At 52.1% G+C, this 18,251-nt stretch carries 17 protein-coding genes and 6 pseudogenes; 16 read left to right on the top strand and 7 right to left on the bottom strand.

Annotated features, from left to right (window positions below):
* The first annotated feature begins 268 nt into the window (after window positions 1-268).
* Window positions 269-616, top strand: a complete 348-nt coding sequence (locus LH51_RS19310) for a hypothetical protein (RefSeq protein WP_052063718.1) — start codon at window positions 269-271, stop codon at window positions 614-616.
* Window positions 617-627: 11 nt separating this feature from the next.
* Here the strand turns inward: LH51_RS19310 and LH51_RS11615 are convergent, their stop codons facing one another.
* Window positions 628-1,386, bottom strand: coding sequence for a DeoR/GlpR family DNA-binding transcription regulator (locus tag LH51_RS11615; protein ID WP_327124875.1), 759 nt, complete (start codon window positions 1,384-1,386; stop codon window positions 628-630).
* Between the two features lie 142 nt (window positions 1,387-1,528).
* Between LH51_RS11615 and LH51_RS11610 the strand changes: the two are divergent.
* From LH51_RS11610 to LH51_RS24785, 9 genes and pseudogenes are all read left to right on the top strand, one after another.
* Window positions 1,529-2,507: pseudogene (locus tag LH51_RS11610) on the top strand (ABC transporter substrate-binding protein).
* A gap of 6 nt (window positions 2,508-2,513) precedes the next feature.
* Window positions 2,514-4,215: pseudogene (locus LH51_RS11605) on the top strand (ABC transporter permease).
* Complete coding sequence (locus tag LH51_RS24305) at window positions 4,203-4,676, top strand: ABC transporter ATP-binding protein (protein WP_327124873.1); 474 nt, start codon at window positions 4,203-4,205, stop codon at window positions 4,674-4,676. The pseudogene LH51_RS11605 and the gene LH51_RS24305 overlap by 13 nt, the downstream one beginning before the upstream one ends.
* 50 nt (window positions 4,677-4,726) lie before the next feature.
* Window positions 4,727-5,266 (top strand): TOBE domain-containing protein, encoded by a 540-nt coding sequence (locus LH51_RS24300; RefSeq protein ID WP_327124871.1) that lies wholly within the window; start codon window positions 4,727-4,729, stop codon window positions 5,264-5,266.
* Window positions 5,263-6,018: an MBL fold metallo-hydrolase gene (locus LH51_RS11595; RefSeq protein WP_052063717.1), complete on the top strand. Its 756-nt coding sequence runs from the start codon at window positions 5,263-5,265 to the stop codon at window positions 6,016-6,018. The genes LH51_RS24300 and LH51_RS11595 overlap by 4 nt, the downstream gene beginning before the upstream one ends.
* Window positions 6,015-6,320: a hypothetical protein gene (locus tag LH51_RS19305; protein WP_052063716.1), complete on the top strand. Its 306-nt coding sequence runs from the start codon at window positions 6,015-6,017 to the stop codon at window positions 6,318-6,320. The genes LH51_RS11595 and LH51_RS19305 overlap by 4 nt, the downstream gene beginning before the upstream one ends.
* 19 nt (window positions 6,321-6,339) lie before the next feature.
* Window positions 6,340-6,912: a histidine phosphatase family protein gene (locus tag LH51_RS11590; protein WP_052063715.1), complete on the top strand. Its 573-nt coding sequence runs from the start codon at window positions 6,340-6,342 to the stop codon at window positions 6,910-6,912.
* Window positions 6,913-6,919: 7 nt separating this feature from the next.
* A pseudogene (locus LH51_RS24790) lies at window positions 6,920-7,147 on the top strand (phosphatase domain-containing protein); the annotation flags it as partial.
* 68 nt (window positions 7,148-7,215) lie between these two features.
* Window positions 7,216-7,356 carry a phosphatase domain-containing protein gene (locus LH51_RS24785; protein ID WP_442934833.1) on the top strand — a complete coding sequence of 47 codons (141 nt, stop codon included), beginning with the start codon at window positions 7,216-7,218 and terminating at the stop codon, window positions 7,354-7,356.
* Window positions 7,357-7,367: 11 nt separating this feature from the next.
* Here LH51_RS24785 and LH51_RS11580 read toward each other — a convergent pair whose 3' ends face one another.
* Window positions 7,368-7,754, bottom strand: coding sequence for a thiol-disulfide oxidoreductase DCC family protein (locus LH51_RS11580; RefSeq protein ID WP_052063714.1), 387 nt, complete (start codon window positions 7,752-7,754; stop codon window positions 7,368-7,370).
* Window positions 7,755-7,923: 169 nt separating this feature from the next.
* Here LH51_RS11580 and LH51_RS11575 point away from each other — a divergent pair.
* The 6 genes and pseudogenes from LH51_RS11575 (at window position 7,924) to LH51_RS24290 (ending at window position 13,141) form a co-directional block, all read left to right on the top strand.
* Window positions 7,924-9,112, top strand: a pseudogene (locus tag LH51_RS11575) (thiamine pyrophosphate-dependent dehydrogenase E1 component subunit alpha).
* Window positions 9,105-10,082 (top strand): alpha-ketoacid dehydrogenase subunit beta, encoded by a 978-nt coding sequence (locus LH51_RS11570; RefSeq protein ID WP_036522318.1) that lies wholly within the window; start codon window positions 9,105-9,107, stop codon window positions 10,080-10,082. Before LH51_RS11575 ends, LH51_RS11570 begins: the two are co-directional and overlap by 8 nt.
* Window positions 10,083-10,108: 26 nt before the next feature.
* Window positions 10,109-10,336, top strand: a complete 228-nt coding sequence (locus LH51_RS20055) for a biotin/lipoyl-containing protein (protein WP_036522316.1) — start codon at window positions 10,109-10,111, stop codon at window positions 10,334-10,336.
* A gap of 160 nt (window positions 10,337-10,496) precedes the next feature.
* Window positions 10,497-11,312, top strand: a complete 816-nt coding sequence (locus tag LH51_RS11560) for a 2-oxo acid dehydrogenase subunit E2 (RefSeq protein ID WP_081960788.1) — start codon at window positions 10,497-10,499, stop codon at window positions 11,310-11,312.
* A gap of 1 nt (window position 11,313) precedes the next feature.
* Window positions 11,314-11,733 (top strand): hypothetical protein, encoded by a 420-nt coding sequence (locus LH51_RS24295; RefSeq protein WP_327124864.1) that lies wholly within the window; start codon window positions 11,314-11,316, stop codon window positions 11,731-11,733.
* Window positions 11,734-11,992: 259 nt separating this feature from the next.
* Window positions 11,993-13,141: a hypothetical protein gene (locus tag LH51_RS24290; protein WP_327124862.1), complete on the top strand. Its 1,149-nt coding sequence runs from the start codon at window positions 11,993-11,995 to the stop codon at window positions 13,139-13,141.
* On the opposite strand, the gene LH51_RS11550 is transcribed toward LH51_RS24290, so the two are convergent.
* The 5 genes and pseudogenes from LH51_RS11550 to mmsB form a co-directional block, all read right to left on the bottom strand.
* On the bottom strand, window positions 13,128-13,940 hold the full coding sequence (locus LH51_RS11550; RefSeq protein WP_235263689.1) for an alpha/beta fold hydrolase: 813 nt from the start codon (window positions 13,938-13,940) through the stop codon (window positions 13,128-13,130). The two genes, LH51_RS24290 and LH51_RS11550, sit on opposite strands and share 14 nt — an antisense overlap.
* Window positions 13,940-14,539 (bottom strand): phenylacetic acid degradation protein PaaY, encoded by a 600-nt coding sequence (gene paaY / locus LH51_RS11545; protein ID WP_036522313.1) that lies wholly within the window; start codon window positions 14,537-14,539, stop codon window positions 13,940-13,942. The genes LH51_RS11550 and paaY overlap by 1 nt, the downstream gene beginning before the upstream one ends.
* Before the next feature lie 21 nt (window positions 14,540-14,560).
* Window positions 14,561-15,322: an SDR family oxidoreductase gene (locus LH51_RS11540; RefSeq protein ID WP_036522311.1), complete on the bottom strand. Its 762-nt coding sequence runs from the start codon at window positions 15,320-15,322 to the stop codon at window positions 14,561-14,563.
* 44 nt (window positions 15,323-15,366) lie between these two features.
* Window positions 15,367-17,223: pseudogene (locus LH51_RS11535) on the bottom strand (AMP-binding protein); the annotation flags it as partial.
* Between the two features lie 128 nt (window positions 17,224-17,351).
* Window positions 17,352-18,235 (bottom strand): annotated as a pseudogene (gene mmsB / locus LH51_RS11530) (3-hydroxyisobutyrate dehydrogenase).
* Between the last annotated feature and the right edge of the window lie 16 nt (window positions 18,236-18,251).

Genomic DNA, 18,251 nt, shown 5'->3' with positions numbered 1-18,251 from the left:
ATGAAAAACACTTCCATGCCCCGGTCGTCTCAGCGCCAGCAGTTTTGCTGATCTGGTTCACTACGCACTGGAACGTGCGGACAAGGAATCCATCAACAAGGATCACGAATTTTTTGTCTGGCTTCGAGTCGGCTTAACCCATCCGCTGGTTCAACATGCCGCCCAGGCCTTTATTGATAATATCGAAGCGATATACGCAGGGCGTTTAAACCGCGCCCTGCTGGAAGATGACTCTCCCTGTCATGCTATTGTCAGTACCCTGAAAAAAGTGGCGATACGCCATGTTTTTTCAGTCGACGAAGTAAAAACCCTGGAGCTACAGGGCTACCGTATACTCACCGGGCTGCTTGAGCATTACCGCCCACTGTTACGACTGTCCCGTAGCCAGTTTAAACAACTGCTGGAAGGGAAAACTCAAGGATTACTGCTGGAAGGTTTACTGGTACGACGCCTGCCCAACAAGCATATCAAAGCTTATTACCAGCTGTGTCAGGAGTCGGTCGGTGATGTTGATGTATGGGAAAGCTACTGCCGTTGTCGCTTGCTGCAAGACATGATCAGTGGCATGACCGATCAATACGCGCTGGATGAGTTCAAAACCCTGTCGGTGGTTTGATTTTGCAAACTTCAACAAATCAGCCGAACACCCTCGGCCGATAAATGGTTGCGTAACGCGGGAAGCGGTGGCTGATCCATAACGACAATACTGTAATCCGTCAGATGCCCTGCACTACAGCTCGCTTCAGTATCAAATTTAGAACTGTCCAATAGCAAAATGCGTTGGCGTGCATTCTCCAGCAGTGCTTCGCGGGCCATAACCTCTTCGGTATTGTAATCAAAAAGCTGTCCCAGTCGATTCATACTGCCTACTGACACGATACCTATATCCACCCGAAAGCGTGAAAAAAAGCGCAATGCATCGCCACCCACCACATCCTGATCGCGCTTGCGCACCACACCACCGGCAATGATTAGCTCACAATCCGGGTGGTGACACAGGGGGGTTACAGCATGCAAATTATTAGTCATTACTCTTAAACCCCGTCGCTCCCTAAGCAGAATGGCAAGCTGTTCCACCGTGGTGCCAGTCCCCAAAAACAGACTCTGGTAATCACTAATCAAGGTCAGGCAGTGCTCAGCAATCAGCTGCTTGCCACTGCGATTAACGATCTGACGCTGATCAAATTCAACATTTTCACGGCCAGGGAAAGGTGCCGCACTGCCGTGATGGCGCATCAACAACCCCCGATTCGCCAGAATACGGATATCGTTGCGAAGCGTTTGTACTGACACGCCAAAGCGCTGCGCTAAGGACTCCAAAGACTGCCTCCCCATCTGATTGATCAGGGCAACGATCTGCTGTCGACGTTGGGTGGTGTTCATCATGCTAGTGATCCACTTAAGAATTCGAAAATAAAAGCCATGAAAGCGAAAACGTAACGCCTACAAACGAAAGCTTAATGTCACTTTATTGTCATTTGATGACACTAATCTATGCACTTCAACTGAATTTACCGGAGATGCGCAAATGTCTTACCTGAAACTGCACAGCTGGATTCTCGCTACGACCCTGGCACTGCCTGGCGCAGCCTTCGCTCAGCAAACCCTGACACTCTATACCAGTCAACCCAATACCGATGCCCAAATGACTGTCGACGCCTTTACTCAAGCCAACCCTGATATCAAGGTTGACTGGGTAAGAGATGGCACAACACAGCTTATGACCCGACTAAGAGCCGAACTCAGTGCCGGTGTAACCAAGCCGGATTTATTATTGATTGCCGACAGCGTAACGATGGAATCCCTCAAACGTGAAGATCTGCTACAAGCCTATTTGAGCCCTGAGCGTAGTCATTACGATGCTGAGCTTTACGATGCCGAAGGCTATTACTATGGCACTAAAATGATCACTACCGGGATGGCTTATCATACCCGTGCAGCGCAGCAACCCAGGCGCTGGCAGGATCTGGTGAATGAGCAATACCGCAATCAAGTGGCCATGCCCAGTCCGCTCTATTCGGGTGCCGCACTGATACATCTGGCCGCACTGACCGATCACCCGGATCTGGGTTGGGATTACTATGCCGCACTTAACCAGAATGGCGCATCAGCCAGGGTGGCAATGGTGGCGTGTTAACAGCTATCACCTCCGGCACCAAGCCTACGGTGTCATTGTTGATTTCCTGGCCATACGAGAAGCCGCCAAAGGCTCACCTATCCAGTTTATATTCCCGGAGGAAGGTGTAACGGCTGTGACTGAGCCAGTGGCTATCCTCAAAGACGCCGCCAACCCGGAAGCTGCTCAACGCTTTGTCGACTTCGTCTTGTCCGAAACGGGTCAACTATTGGTGCAGCAACAAGGGTACCTGCCAGCACGTGAGGACATTGCCCCACCTGAAGGCTTCCCGGCGCGTAACGCGATTAAGCTGATCCCTCTGGATGCAGCCAAAGCACTGGATGAAGCGGAAAGCAACAAACAACGTTTCAGCGAACTTTTTGGCGGTTGATTACAGATGTTTCAACGTGCACTTGATGCCAGCAACCAGCAACGCTGGTTGCTGATTGTACTTTTGATCCTGACCAGTATGCTGACGCTGATACCGACATTACGTCTGTTGCTTGAAGCACTGCAGGGCTGGCAACTGGGCAGCGCATCACCAATGATGCAAGTGCTGCAGCAGCCTTCCACCTGGCGAGCGCTAGGGCACAGCCTTTATACCTCAACACTGGGTACGTTGATCGCTCTGGTATTGGGTGGACTGTTTGCCTTCACCCTGACACTGACCAATATTCGTGGCAAAGCCCTGCTGGTATTCTGCTTTATGCTGCCGATGATGATTCCGCCCCAGGTCACAGCGCTCAGTTGGTTGCAATTAACCGGTCCCGGAAGTCCCTTGTTGAATACCCTGGGTATTGCCCCACCTCTGGGTTCTCCGCAGCCACTCTACTCTGCTGAAGGTATTGCGTTGCTGCTGGGTATTCAGCATGCGCCACTGGTGTTTCTGGCACTGCGTACCAGCCTGATTCATCTGCCACGCGACCTGATCGAGGCGGCGCGCATCAGTGGTGCTCGTCAATCCCATATCTGGATCGATATGATCCTGCCCCTCTGTCGTAACGGGTTGATTGCCGGAGCCTCTATTGCGTTTGTTTCTGCGTTGGGAAATTTCGGCATTCCGGCCATGCTGGGCATTCCGGCGTCCTACTATGTCCTGCCCACGCTGATCTATCAGAAGATGTCAGGCTTCGGTACCAGCGTACTACCTGAAATTGCCTCGCTGTCGGTCTTAATCGGCATACTGGCACTGATGGGGTGATGTTACAGCAGCGGATGCTGAAGCACAGTCGTTTCACTTTATTAGGTCACAGTGGACCTGCACAGGATTTTACCCTGGGTCGGTGGCGTTTGCCGTTGGAGCTGTTATTGGGCCTGGTGCTGATATTGATTCTGCTAGCCCCCTTGATTGCTCTGGTGACCAGCTCGGTTGTGCCCGCGCTGGGTGTTCCCCTGACGTTTACCAACCTGAGTTTTTCCGCTTATCAGGAAATGCTGGGGCGTCAGGGTGTAACCCTGCGGGCATTCAGTAACAGCTTGATGCTGGCCGGAGGTGCGGCACTGCTACTGATGCTGCTGGCGACACTGCTGGTCTACCTGATGCAAAGCCTGCCACAGCGAACACGCTCAGCGCTCACCAGCATGATTGAGATTCCCTATGCCCTGCCAGGTGTTGTATTGGCAATCGCTGTATTCTGCTGTTTGCAAGACCCATACCCATCTTGAATCTGAGCCTTTACGGTACGCTGGGCATTATTTTTATCGCTTATCTGGCGCGTTTCCTGTCTGTGAGTCTGAAACCGATAGCCGCCAGTTTCAGCGAACTGGATCCCAGCCTTGAAGAAGCCGCCCGCATTGCCGGTGCCGGTGCCCTGCGTCGTCTGGTGGATATTCTGCTGCCACTGGTTGCGCCAGCTGTTTTTGCTGGCGGACTGCTGGTCTTCCTGACCGCTGTGAATGAGTTGACGGTGTCGGCACTGCTGTGGAGTGCCGGTAAGGAAACCCTCGGCGTACTCATCTTCAATCTTGATCAAAGTGGTGACAGCATTCTGGCATCCGCCATTGCTGTGCTAGTAGTGATGATGGTCGCCGTCATTATGTTACTGCTGAGCCTGCTGGCTCGGCATTTACCCAAGGGAGTCATTCCATGGCAGAACTGATTCTGAATCAGGTGTCCAAATATTATGGCCAGTCAGCGGCTGTAAAACAACTCAGCCTCACCCTGCCTGAAGGTGAATTCATTGCGCTGCTGGGCCCAAGCGGCTGTGGCAAGACCACCACCTTGCGCATGCTGGCCGGTTTTGAGAATCTCTCAGAAGGTCAGATACACCTAAACGGCAACTTCCTCGCACGTCCCGGATGGCAAGTACCCACCGAATCTCGCAACATGGGGATGGTGTTTCAGTCCTATGCCCTTTGGCCACACATGTGTGTGGCCGATAATGTCGGCTATCCCCTGCGGCATCGCGGCATTCGTGGTCAGGATTATCAACAGCGTGTTAAAGAGGCCTTACAGATCGTGCAACTGGAAGCATTGGCCGAACGCATGCCTCAGGATCTCAGTGGTGGTCAACGTCAACGTGTAGCACTGGCACGCTGCCTGGTCACCGACCCGAGGTAGTATTACTGGACGAGCCCCTGGCGAACCTGGACCGTCATCTACGCGCGTCTATGGAAGAAAGTTTCCGTGAATTTCATCAGCGTACCGGCGCAACGCTGGTTTATGTCACGCATGATCAATCGGAGGCTATGTCGCTGGCAGATCATATTGCCGTCATGCAAAAAGGTGAACTGGTGCAATGGGCAACACCCGAAACTCTCTATCAGACACCCAGAACCGAGTGGATTGCAGGCTTTATCGGGCAGGGTAGCATTGTGCATTTATCTGGCATCAAACCTGGAGTGAATTTATCCCAGCATGAACTGATCCAGCTCAGCCAAACAGTTAATCCATCACAGACAACACCGGTACTGATCAGACCCGAACACATATGTCTGCATCTGCCACACTCGATTCAGGGTGATAGTCAATGCGAAAGTCGCTTACACGCCAGAGTAGAACGCTGCGTATTTCGGGGTGAGCGTCATGAAATTCAGATGCGGCTACCTACTGGAGAATCACTCACCGGCTATCACCCACAAGGAGTCGCTGAAGGTAGTGCGATTCAGTTAAGCCTGTTGCAGGGCTGGAGTCTGGAGTCAGTTGCATGAATGTGTGCGTACAGATTCTCAGTGGTTTGGACGCCAAAGCACCGGCAGCAATACGTGTCGATGTAAAGGGCCGCACACTACTACTGGATGCCGGCGGTCCACTGCAAGCCGATGAACCCTGTGATTGGTACCTGGATCAAAGCCCGGATGCCATCCTGATCACCCATGATCATGTCGACCACATAGGTGCGGTTCGCTGGCTGCCAGAAACGATTCCACTTTATTGTACTCCGACCGTAGCACGCAGATTGCCTGCGGGTCGTCGCTGGCAACCACTGCCCAGGCAAGGCACTGTGACCATTGAAGATATCAACATTACCTGCGGACTGGCGGGCCACTCTCTCGATGGTATCTGGCTGCACCTGGATGTAGCTGGGGGTATTTTCTACAGCGGTGATTTCAGTTTTGAATCGCTGCTCTACCCTTTCGACCGACCACCCCAGGCCGCGTTGGCACTGTTAGATGCCTCTTACGGTCTCTACACAGTCAATCAGTCATCCTGTCACGATGCCCTGCAAGCAAAACTGAATCGTGCCAGTTTATTGCCCGTGCCACCTTCCGGTCGTGCACTGGAACTGGCCCTCTGGTGCCAGACACTTGGGCTCTCCTGGACGTTCGATCCCGTTTGTCAGAAATATCATGCCGCGTTACAAGGTTTACCCGCCAAGCTGCTGAAACCTGGTATTCATCAGCAATTGGATCAACTCTCTCCGCTACCCTGGGACACCCCAGAAGATCCAGCCTTGCCTTGATACGTCTGGCGGCCGATGCTGAAGGCACCACAGGTGAAGCTGGCCGACTGATCAGTGATCCGGATTATACCGGGCAGGTGATTTATACCGGTTACACCCCCTCCAAAGCACGTGCCGATATCACCTCAGGTCGAGCTGAGTGGTGCCGCTGGAATGTTCACCCTGGTTTGCAGTCTATCCAGTCACTAGCCGAGACCTTGCAAGCCGAACAGGTCGTACCGTTATTCTGCCCTATCGATGCAACAGGTTGGCAACAAGCCTTAGGACAACGCTTGTGCCTTGATCCCGTCATTCACATTTGAATATCAACTGGATATACCCATGCAACTGATTCAAAAACCCTTTGTTTTTCTACGTCATGGAGAAACGGCCATGAACCAGCAACAACGTATTGGCGGGCGCACCGATACACCTCTCAACAGCATCGGACAACAGGAGGCCGATGCTGCCGCTGTACTACTGGCCGATATCCGCTGGAGTTGCATTGCCGCAAGCCCGCTATTACGCGCCTGGGAAACGGCTCAGCGTGCATCCCTGAAGCAAAATATACAGGCTGTGGATGGCCTGCGTGAACGCGACTGGGGACGACTCGAAGGAGCCTCCTGGTCAGAAGTTCCACCTTACACCGAAACCCCTCCTGAAGGTGAAAGCTGGGCAGACTTCACCCAACGGGTGGTACTGGCTATCAACAATCAGCTCAGTCAGCATGACTGGCCATTGATCGTGGCACACTCAGGCGTTTTCAGAGTGATTCGTGCTCAGGTAACCGGCACCCCGGAAGGAGAGCGGATCGGAAATGCACAACCCATATTAGTACTGCCACCTGATGCAGAGCAACCCAACTGGACCTTTATCCCCCTGACAACCGATACCAAGGAGTATTACTTTGATTAAAGACAGCGTGATCGTGGATGTCGACGGTACCCTTGCCGAGTTCAACCCACAAGAAGTGCACCACTGGGTGCTGGGTGATGAAAAGCATTGGGACCCTTTCTTCGCCCATATGGCAGCAGCGCAACCTATTGAACCGGTTTGTCGTTTGGTCAAGCTACTCAAGCAACAAGGGCAGCAAATCATCATCTGTAGTGGTCGTCCGGACAGCCACCGCCAACATACGCTGGATTGGCTCAGCCAGTATGATATTCCGTTTGATGCCGTATTTCTGCGCGCACAGGGGATGATCAGGAAAAGGATGAAGTGGTCAAATCCAGATTACTGGAACAGATACGCGCCTCAGGTTACAACCCCTGGCTGGTACTGGATGATCGTGACAGTGTGGTCAACCAATGGCGCACACTGGGGCTGACTTGCCTGCAATGTGCACCCGGTGATTTTTAAAGGTTGATGAGCTAGATCCGACACTGGCGTTTACGCACACCGCGAAAGCGCCAGTTAGCCCAGAGGGCATACCCGAGCTTTGCACACTGATAAACCCCGGGGAGTGACAACAACCCGGGTAACAGCCGCCAGCCTGCCGCTTTCCAGTAATACAGGCTGGCATCAAGCCCCACTAAAAAACGCTCACCTGTCCATACATGAATTTGGCGCATCATCTGCAGTTTATCCACACCCTGCCATTCGCTGAACGCTGGATCATTAACATCAACCAATTGCATTTTTTCCGACAGCGGCTGACTAAGGTGGGCAATTTCACGCTGGCATAAACGACAGCCACCATCGTAAAACAGGCGGGGTGTAGTCAGTTGGTCTGAGGTATTCACATGGAGTTTATTCATATCAACACATACGTTGTGCAACCGGCTTCGGAGCTAGACAAATTGAATATTTCTTTACATAGCAAGCCTACAGGACTAAATTTTAACACTGTATAGATGGTGATCCCGTCATACGCCATAGCTACTGACACAATCAGTAGATATAACAATAAAAACAAGAAGGTTTATTATGAGTGATAAACGCGAGACCGATGCACTGATCGTGCATAAACCGGTGTTTTTTGACGCAACCTCCCTGCATATTCCCACACTGCGGATATTGCGTGAAGATGGCACCCTCTACCCCGATGCAACCCTCCCCGACCTGAAGCAAGAGCTTGCTTTAAAATCTACGATACATTTTTGTTTATCCGTGCCCTCGATGAGCGCATGCTGGCCTCACAACGCCAGGGGCGAATCAGTTTTTATATGACCGAAACCGGTGAAGAAGCGGCTGATATAGGTAGCACCGCGGCCCTTGCTGATGACGATATGATCATGGCGCAATACCGTGAACAGGGTGCACTGGCCTTTCGGGGCTTTACCCCGGATCAGTTTATGAATCAGATTTTTTCCAACGAACAGGATCTGGGCAAAGGGCGACAGATGCCCATTCATTATGGCTCCCGTGAGTTGCACTATATGACAGTCTCCTCACCTTTGGGCACCCAGCTCCCCCAGGCAACCGGCTATGCGTTTGCTCTGAAAGCGCAGCAAAAAGCCAACTGTGTGATCTGTTATTTCGGCGAAGGCGCGGCCTCTGAAGGTGACTTTCATGCGGCACTGAATATGGCCGGTGTGTTTAAAGTACCGGTGATATTTTTCTGTCGAAACAATGGTTACGCCATCTCCACACCGGCACATGAGCAGTATGCCGGTGATGGTATCGCACCACGAGGCATAGGCTATGGGCTGAAAACAATTCGTGTCGATGGCAATGATGTGCTGGCCGTATTACAGGCCACCCAGGAAGCTCGCAAACTGGCTGTTGAGCAACACCAACCCGTTCTGATTGAAGCCATGACTTATCGCCTGGGTGCGCATTCCAGTTCAGACGACCCCAGTGGTTATCGAAACAAGTCAGAAGAAGATACCTGGCGGGCAAAATGTCCGGTGCTGCGCTTTAAAAACTGGCTGATACAGCAGGCTGGTGGGATGAAGCCCAGGAGACACAACGCAAGCAACTGCATCGGGATGCCATTATGGCGGCGATGAAAAAGGCGGAAAAAATCCCTGCGCCACCACTGAATGATTTGTTTACCGATGTCTATGACACCCTGCCCTGGCACTTACAGGAGCAGCAGGCTGAACTGATTTCACATATTCGTAAATATCCGCAGGCCTATGCCAAAACAGCAGGGAGGCTCGGTGATGAGTAAAATGAACCTGTTACAGGCGATCAATAATGCCTTGGATATCGCCATGACCACGGATGAGTCCGCGCTGTGTTTTGGTGAGGATGTCGGGCATTTTGGCGGTGTGTTCAGAGCTACCAGCCAGCTACAGGAAAAATTTGGCAAGCAACGCTGCTTTAACACACCGCTGACCGAACAAGGCATTCTCGGCTTTGCCAACGGTATAGCGGCTCAGGGCATGACGGCGATTGCTGAAATTCAGTTTGCCGATTACATTTTTCCGGCATTTGATCAGATCGTTAATGAAACTGCCAAATTCCGCTACCGTTCAGGTAATGAATTTAATGTCGGTGGGCTCACCATCCGCACACCTTATGGCGGTGGAATTAATGGTGCACATTACCACTCGCAATCGCCGGAAGCCTATTTCACCCACACCCCTGGTTTGAAAATTATCGTACCCCGCAATCCTGAGCAGGCCAAGGGCTTACTCCTGGCCGCGATACGTGACCCCAATCCGGTGATCTTTTTTGAACCGAAAAAACTCTACCGTGCCTCTGTAGGTGAAGTGCCGGATGAGGATTACCAACTACCTATAGGTCAGGCCGAGGTGGTTCGCCAAGGCCGTGACATCACCCTGCTGGCCTGGGGTGCGCAGATGGAAGCGATTGAAAAGGCCGCTGACCTGGCTGAGAAAGATGGCATCTCCTGTGAGTTGATTGATTTGCGTACCCTGCTGCCCTGGGACAGAGACGCAGTCGCCAACTCGGTACGCAAAACCGGACGACTGATCATCAACCACGAAGCCCCTAAAACTTCGGGGTTTGGTGCTGAAATCGCTGCCAGTATTCAGGAAGCCTGCTTTTTGCACCTGGAGTCACCGGTGCTGCGCGTTACCGGTCTGGACACCCCTTTCCCTCTGGCGCTGGAAAAGGAATATATGCCCGATCACCTGAAAACCTATGAAGCCATTATAGCCAGCGTAAATTACTAATTTACCGATTCGGTTTGGAGTAACCCATGAAAATAGATTTTATCCTGCCTGATATTGGTGAAGGCATCGTAGAGTGTGAACTGGTTGAGTGGCGTATCAGTGAAGGTGAAAACGTCGCAGAAGATCAGCCAGTTGCGGATGTGATGACAGACAAAGCCCTGGTTGAAATTACCTCAATGTATACTGGTGTGATCAGCAAACTGTATTACCAGCAAGGTGATATTGCCAAAGTGCACCAGCCCTGTTTGAAATAGACGTTGAGGCTGAACCAGGCCAGGAAAATGAAACAGCCGCACAGGAACCCCCACAACAGCCTGACGACATTGAAACCAGGTTGAACAGACAAAGGCGGACGTCAGCGATCTGGCCAACAAGCCTGTTGCCAGTCCCGCTGTCAGGCGCCTGGCCCGCGAAATGGAGCTGGATCTCGGTGCGATTGAGGGTAGCGGCAAAAACGGACGCATTTACAAGGAAGACCTGCTGACACCGACGCAGTCTGGAGCCACCGCCAGTGCTACAAATCAAACACCCACCACCGAAGCCATCAAAGGGATTAAAGCGCTGATGGCCAGACAGATGCAGGACTCTGCCAGCAGCATCCCGCATTTTACCTATGTCGACGAACTGGATGTCACCCAACTGGAGGACGCCAGGCAGGCACTCAAGCCGGCTTTTGAAGCTGAAGGGTTACGCCTGAGTCTGATGCCACTGTTTATCAAGGCACTCTCCCTGGCGCTGCTGCAACATCCCCTGCTCAACAGCCGTGTGAATGATGACTGCAGCGAAATCATCTACCAGACGGACCACAATATCGGCTTTGCTGTGGATACGCCAACGGGTTTATTGGTGCCTAACATCAAAGCGGTACAGCGCTTAAATCTGGTTGAGATCACCCAACAGTTAAATCAACTGATCGATGCGGCCAGGCTGGGTAAGCTCACCTCGCAACAGATGAAAGGTGGCACCATTACTCTGTCAAACATAGGGGTTATGGGCGGAACGGTAGCTACCCCCATTATCAATAAGCCGGAGGTCGCCATAGTGGCATTAGGCAAGATACAAAGACTCCCCCGCTTTGATGCAGAGGACCGTGTTACCGCACGAAAAATCATGCAGATCAGTTGGTCAGGGGATCACCGTATCATTGAGGGTGCCAGCATGGCGCGCTTCTGCAACACCTGGAAAGCGTATCTGGAAAACCCGTTGAGTATGCTGACAGAGCTGCGCTAGCGTGACGCGTCCGTTGCTGCAACAGTTTTATATCAACGAAGAGCAGTCGATCTATCTGATGAGCCATGAAGATGCTCAGAAAATTAAAGACTGGGTACAGCTGTGTATGGATCAACTCGGTTTACTGGGCTTTTCTGATATAGAATTTATCGGCAAGGGCGCGTATGGCTTTGTGTTCGCCGGACGCTCTAATGAACTGACCGATTATGTGTTCAAGTTTTCACGCATCAATTTACCTCAGGCCGTTCAGGACCGGCTCGAAGATGAGGCCTGGATGCAAAGTCAGGTGTTACACCCGGGCATTCCTGCCGTGAGTGAATATACCCGCATTTCAAGGCAGTCCGTGTTAATGATGGAACGTGCACCCGGCATGGATCTTGAAGCTATTCAATTCAGCAAGGGCGTCTCTCTCCCCGTTTAATCATCAAAATCGCCGCACAACTGGTGGATGTGCTGACCACTTTGCGGGCGTTTAAAGTCAATGATCAGCTCGCCCCAATTGTTCACGGAGATATAAAACCCTCCAATATTGTCTTCAACCCGCTGATGAAAGTATCAAACTGATCGACTGGGGCTCGAGTGTTTTTGCGCAACTGGATAGTGACGGACAACCGGCCTCAGCGCCAGGGCTGAGCTTTCTCAGTGAAAATTTACACAGTACCAATGCCCGCTTGGGCGATGTGTATTTTATCGGAGAAGATCAGTTAAATGGCGGGCTAAGCTCGCCGCGCTTTGATGAACAGGGCCTGGCTGGAACACTCTATGCTTTGGCATCCGGTCAGTCCTGCCGCTACGGTTATGATGCCATCCCGGTCACCGCATTGGGGCTGCCGAAAGCCTTTGCGATCACCCTGCAGACCTTATTGGCGGGCAGTGACCAGGACAGACTACAGGCGGGTGACTATCTGATCTCGCAGATGCCCTACATGAAAAAATGGATCATTCCAGAGCTGGCGGTTATCCCGGATAAACCCCTGATTCCCATCTGGGTGTTTCAGGATCAGCAGCACATGGAAACTGTGGTGTATACCTCCCGCAAAAGTTTCCTTCGGGAAGCCAATCTGGACCCGGAGCTGCTGGCTGATGTCGATGATGTCGAGTTGGAGAAGTATTACAAAAACTTTATGCACGGCATGGGACGCACAGAGCGCGCATTTCTCTGTGCGGTCAGCCGTCTGGGCAGATACCCGGTTCTGGGTGGACTGGCAATCCGCTGGGAAGATGATGACATTTTTATCGACTCCAGCCTAAACCTGCATGCGCCCGAGCTGAAGCAACCCTTCATTAGTGCAGTCAATACCATGGTCACGCTGGCACGTGCTATCCACCGTGAGGGTGTGTTCAAATGCTGTTTGTTTGATGCCAAAAACACCCTTCACCTTCAACGCGAAGATGATACCCACGCGTTTATTCCACCGGCAGACATGGCAATTCCGTTTGAGGTGACGCAGGCACCGCTGAATGAGGACAGCAGTCGTAATCACTCCTATTTTGAAGATGGTCAGGACCCGGATGAGCTGTTGCTGCTACCTCAAAGCATCATGCAGGAAATAGCCTTTCTGAATGAAATACGCCATACCGGTCTGATTATTTTTGAAGTCCTGCCAACACATTTAAAAATTCATAACTACTATGTGTTACTTGACCCCGGTAGAGAAGCCGACTTTGCTGCCGCACTGGAGCGCATTGTTAAATCACTCCCGGACATAGACGGCCTGGGTGTCTCGGGTTTTATGAAAATGCCCTACAAAAATACCCGTGAATTTAGCCGACAGGCCCGGGTTGCTGAGCATTTTTATCCCAAAAACCCTAAGACTAAGACTGCATAAAATCAGCGATCAAATCCAGCACCTGTGCAGGCTGTTCCGCATGGGGTAGATGACCACAGTGTTGCATAATCACCTGTTTAGACGGGCCCGCTACACCGGCAGCAATATGCTGGGGAAAGGCAACAGAGCCATACTCGTCACTATCTCCATGAATAACCAGTACGGCCGAGTGAATATGTGGCAGACAGGCATCGATGGTCCAGGAACGAAATGCCGGTGACAACCAGGTTCCGGTCCAGGCATCCAGCACCCAGCGTGCTTTGTCACCATGCCATTTCATCAGCTTGTTAAACGCGGCTGGTTGAGCAAACTGCTGCTGAGCAGCGCGAATTCCTTCCAGGGTACGCTCCTCAACAAACGCCTGGGCGGCCAGGGTAATGGTGGCTTCACAGGCCTCTGCTTTAGAGGCGGCAATCGTCAATGCCATCACCCCGCCAACACTATGGCCGAGCAAGCAAAAGCGGGTGATGCCCATCGCCTGACACAATACCGGAAAAATAAGCTCAGCTTCCTCAATAATAAAATCAGCTGATGGCAAGGCCGTTCGGGCACTCGACTGACCAAAGCCCAAGCGGTCATAGGCGATCACTGGACGCTGAAGGCGTTCGGCTAGTTGCAAGGGAAAATCACGCCACTGAGCAACACTGCCAAGCGAGTCATGTAGCAAAACCAACGGCACAACAGAGCTGGTCTCGGCAGGCCGCCATCGGCGCACAAACACAGACCCTCCCGGCACCGCAACAAAGCGATCGTCAATCAGTGTCTCGTTAATGCGCATAGACAAGACTTTACCATCCATTAAGTCACAGGTTTCTGCTTGGGTTTAAGATCACCGGCATCAATCCGTGGACGATTCGCTTCAATCTGACCCAGAGGTTCACAGAGTTCCAGACTTTCCAGGCAGCGCTCAGTCAGGCGTTGATAAGCTCCCGTTCCTTCCTGCTTCCAGGCAATCTCTTCATCTGATAAGCGGCGCAAAACTTTAGCCGGCGCTCCGACTATCAATGAGGCTTCTTCGCAGCTGAAGTTGGCTTTTACAAAAGCGGTCGCCGCCACGATACAGCGTGCACTGATCACAGCACCATCCATCACCACGGCATTCATGCCGATCAGCGCATCCTCACCGACAATACAGCCATGCAACACCGCCCCATGCCCCACATGGCCATTGGTTTCAATCACCGTGTCCGTGCCAGGAAAGCCGTGCATCACACAGGTATCCTGAAGGTTCGACCCTTGTTTAAGGATGATACGACCAAAATCGCCCCGCAAACTGGCATTGGGGCCGACATAACAGCCTGGGCCCACCTGGACATCACCAATCAGTACAGCTGTCGGGTGAACATAGGCGGTTGGATCCACAACCGGTGTAACACCATCAATACGATAACAAGGCATAATAACCCTCCAGGGGTTTACTTAAATCCGCAGGCCACCATCCATTTCGATAATCCTGCCGGTAAAAAAGTCATTTTCAACAATATATTGCAGCGTATGCGCCATTTCACTGACCTCTCCCAAGCGTCGCAAAGGAACAGCGGTCAGCATGCGATCTATAGCTTCCGGCTTCATTTGCGCCGTCATTTCTGTAGCAATCACTCCTGGTGCTATGCCGCCAACACGTATGCCATATCGGGCCAGTTCTTTTGCCCAGCTAACGACTAGTGTCGCCACACCGGATTTGGTTGCCGAGTAGTTGGTTTGACCGGCATTACCAGCCCGGGATACAGAGGAGACATTAACAATCACGCCGCCTTCACCCTGTTCAGCCATAATAGCAGCGGCTTCACGGCCACATAAAAAACTGCCGGTCAGGTTCACATTGATCACATCGTTCCATTGCTGCAGTGACATTTTATCAACCAGCTTGCCGTCTTTTAGCTTAATCAGCATACCGTCACGCATCAGACCGGCGTTATTCACCAAGCCATGCAGCGCCCCGAAATCTTCACGAATACGGGAAAAGGTGTTTTCTACTTGCGACTCGTCAGTAATATCACACACATAGCCCTGGGATTTCACCCCCATTACACAGAGTTGATCAGCGGTTTTTTTAAGCATATCCGCATCCAGATCGATCAAAGCCACATCCGCACCCAATGAAGCCAGATGGCTAGCCATACCCGCACCCAGACCTCTGGCTCCGCCGGTAATCACAAACACTTTTTGTTTAATCTGCATCGTTTATTTCCTCAGTGCAACGGTGCTATCCGCTGCAATATCTAGTTGTGACTCATTGTAGTTTCAATGAACCCTGCCGCAATAAGCGCTTGTTCAACCTCGGGTAAAATGCTGGCATCGTCAATGGTTGAAGGCATGGCATAGTGTTCATTAGCGGCAATTTTACGTAACACCGCACGCAGAATTTTACCTGAACGGGTTTTGGGTAGCCGTGCAACCACGATAGCCCGGTGAAAACAGGCAACAGCCCCCACCTGCTCCCGAATCTGATGCACCAATTGCGCTTGCAGTTCAGCAGCGCTGATATCGGCATCGGCTTTCAGTACAACCAATGCCACAGGCAGTTGACCTTTCAACGCATCGGTCACCCCAATCACAGCACACTCTGCCACCTGCGGATGAGCCGAGACCACCTCCTCCATTTCACCGGTTGATAAGCGGTGGCCTGATACATTAATCACATCATCCGTGCGTCCGGTGATATAGATATAATCCTCATCGTCTTTATAGCCGCCATCACCGGTATGGTAATAACCCGGAAAGGTGGTCAGATACGCCTGTTTGAAGCGCTCATCATTGTTCCAGATACTCCAGGCAAAACCCGGTGGCAGAGGCAGTTTAATACAAATATTACCCGCTTCATTTGCCGGCATTTCACGACCCTCGCCATCCAGTACACGGATGTCATAACCAGGTATCGCCTTATTGGTCGAACCCAAGCGCGCTGGTGCGGGGTGTTGCCAACCCATCATCGGAGCGGTCATCGGCCAGCCGGATTCGGTTTGCCACCAGTGATCCAGCACCGGCACAGATAACAGCTCACTCAACCACTCATAAGTGCTGCTATCCAGTTTTTCACCAGCGACAAAAATCCAGCGCAAGCTGCTCAGGTCATACTGCTTTGCCAATTCACCCTGGGGATCTTCTTTACGCACCGCTCGATAAGCGGTAGGAGCACAAAACATCGAATTAACCCGGTATTCACTGATCAAACGCCAGAAAGCCCCGGCATCCGGGGTGCGTATCGGCTTGCCTTCATAAAAAATAGAGCTGCAGCCCCCATCAGCGGGCCATAGACAATAAATGAGTGTCCGACCACCCAGCCGATATCTGAGGCACCCCACCATACATCTCCAGCTTGCATACCATACACATGCTGCAGTGCATATTTCAGAGCAACCGCGTAACCGCCGGTATCACGCACTATGCCCTTGGGCTGTCCTGTCGTACCCGAGGTATACAGAATGTAAAGCGGGTCAGTACCCTTTACTGGCACGGCCGCGGCTGGTTCTGCACCTTGCTGAAACTCATACCAGTCCAGATCCCGTGACGGGTTCAGATCAGCCTGTAATCTGGGGCGTTGACAGACAATGGTGTATTCAGGCTTATGCGCAGCCAGATCAATGGCCTTATCAACCAATGGCTTGTACGCCAGAGCTTTATCAAATTCTATGCCACAGGAGGCAGTCAGGATCAGCTTGGGTTCGGCATCATCGATACGGATGGCCAGTTCATTGGCGGCAAAGCCACCAAATACCACAGAGTGCACTGCACCTATACGCGCACAGGCCAACATCGCCACGGCGGCTTCCGGGATCATCGGCATGTAGATGACCACCCTGTCACCCTTGATCACCCCCAGCCGTTGCATGGCCCCTGCGAAAAGCTCAACCCGCTGTAGCAGTGTTGTATAGGTGATGGCTTCTTTGGTCTGGGTAACCGGTGAGTCGTAATACAGGGCGACCTGATCACCCCGACCTTCGGCAATCTGCACATCCAAAGCCAGGTAACTGATATTCAGTTCACCATCGGCAAACCAGTTATAGCTGCCCTGCTCAGTCTGATTCAGTAGCTGCTCCGGTGCTTTAAACCAGTTCAGTGCCTCGGCCTGCTCTTTCCAGTAAGTCGCAGGGTCTCTTAAGCTTGCGGCATAGGCCTGCACATAGGACATAATTCACCTCTGTTATTGTTGTTTTGGTATGAGATGCGGCTGACCTATTACTGGGCCAGCCTGTCGGTCATCCCTGAATTATTGGTACAAACGGATCAGGCTGGAAAAATCCAAGCCACCATTGCCCTGGCTCTTATGCAGATTAAATAGCGCCCGAGCCGCTGAACCCATCGGCGTTGCCGAGGCACTCTGTTGACTTAGATCCATTGCCAGGCCCAGGTCCTTGTACATCAGATCCACCTGGAAGCCACCCTGGTAATCACGCGAAGCCGGTACATTGTCCATAACACCGGGAACCGGGTTATACACCTGCAGGGCCCAGTTATTACCAGAACTTTGCTTCATGATGTCCGAGAGTACGGCGGGATCAAGACCGTTCTTAACCCCCATACTCAAAGCTTCACAGGTGCCCGCCATTAAAATAGCCAGCATCATGTTATTGCATGCCTTGGCAATCTGACCGGCTCCATGTTCTCCGGCATGAAAAATGTTTTTTCCCATCGTCTGTAACACGGGTAATGCTGTTGCATACTGCTCAGCCGTACCACCGACAATAAAGGTCAGGGTGCCCGCCTGTGCGCCACCCACCCCGCCGGATACCGGTGCGTCAATAAAGTCGATATGCCGTTGCTGCGCAGCGGTCGCAATTTCACGCGCGGTATTTACATCGATGGTAGAGCAATCGATCACCAGCGCCCCTTCAGCCAGGTGCTCGAATAATGGCGTATCCCCTCAAGCAGCAGACCTTTCACATGTTTACCCGCGGGTAACATGGTGATCACCAGCGCCGCCCCCTGAACCGCATCTTGCGCTGATTCAGCTTGTTGACAGCCAGCCGCTTTTGCCGCTGATAGCGCATCCGCTGACAGATCAAATGCCTGTACAACATGGCCTGCTTTCGCCAGGTTAGCCGCCATCGGCCCACCCATATTACCTAAACCTATAAATCCGATTGTTGCCATAACCTAGTACCTCTTG

The sequence above is a fragment of the Nitrincola sp. A-D6 genome (assembly GCF_000764495.1).
Taxonomy (GTDB): domain Bacteria; phylum Pseudomonadota; class Gammaproteobacteria; order Pseudomonadales; family Balneatricaceae; genus Nitrincola.
Note: the sequence above shows the minus strand (reverse complement) of the source record. Positions and strands in the feature narration are given on the sequence as shown.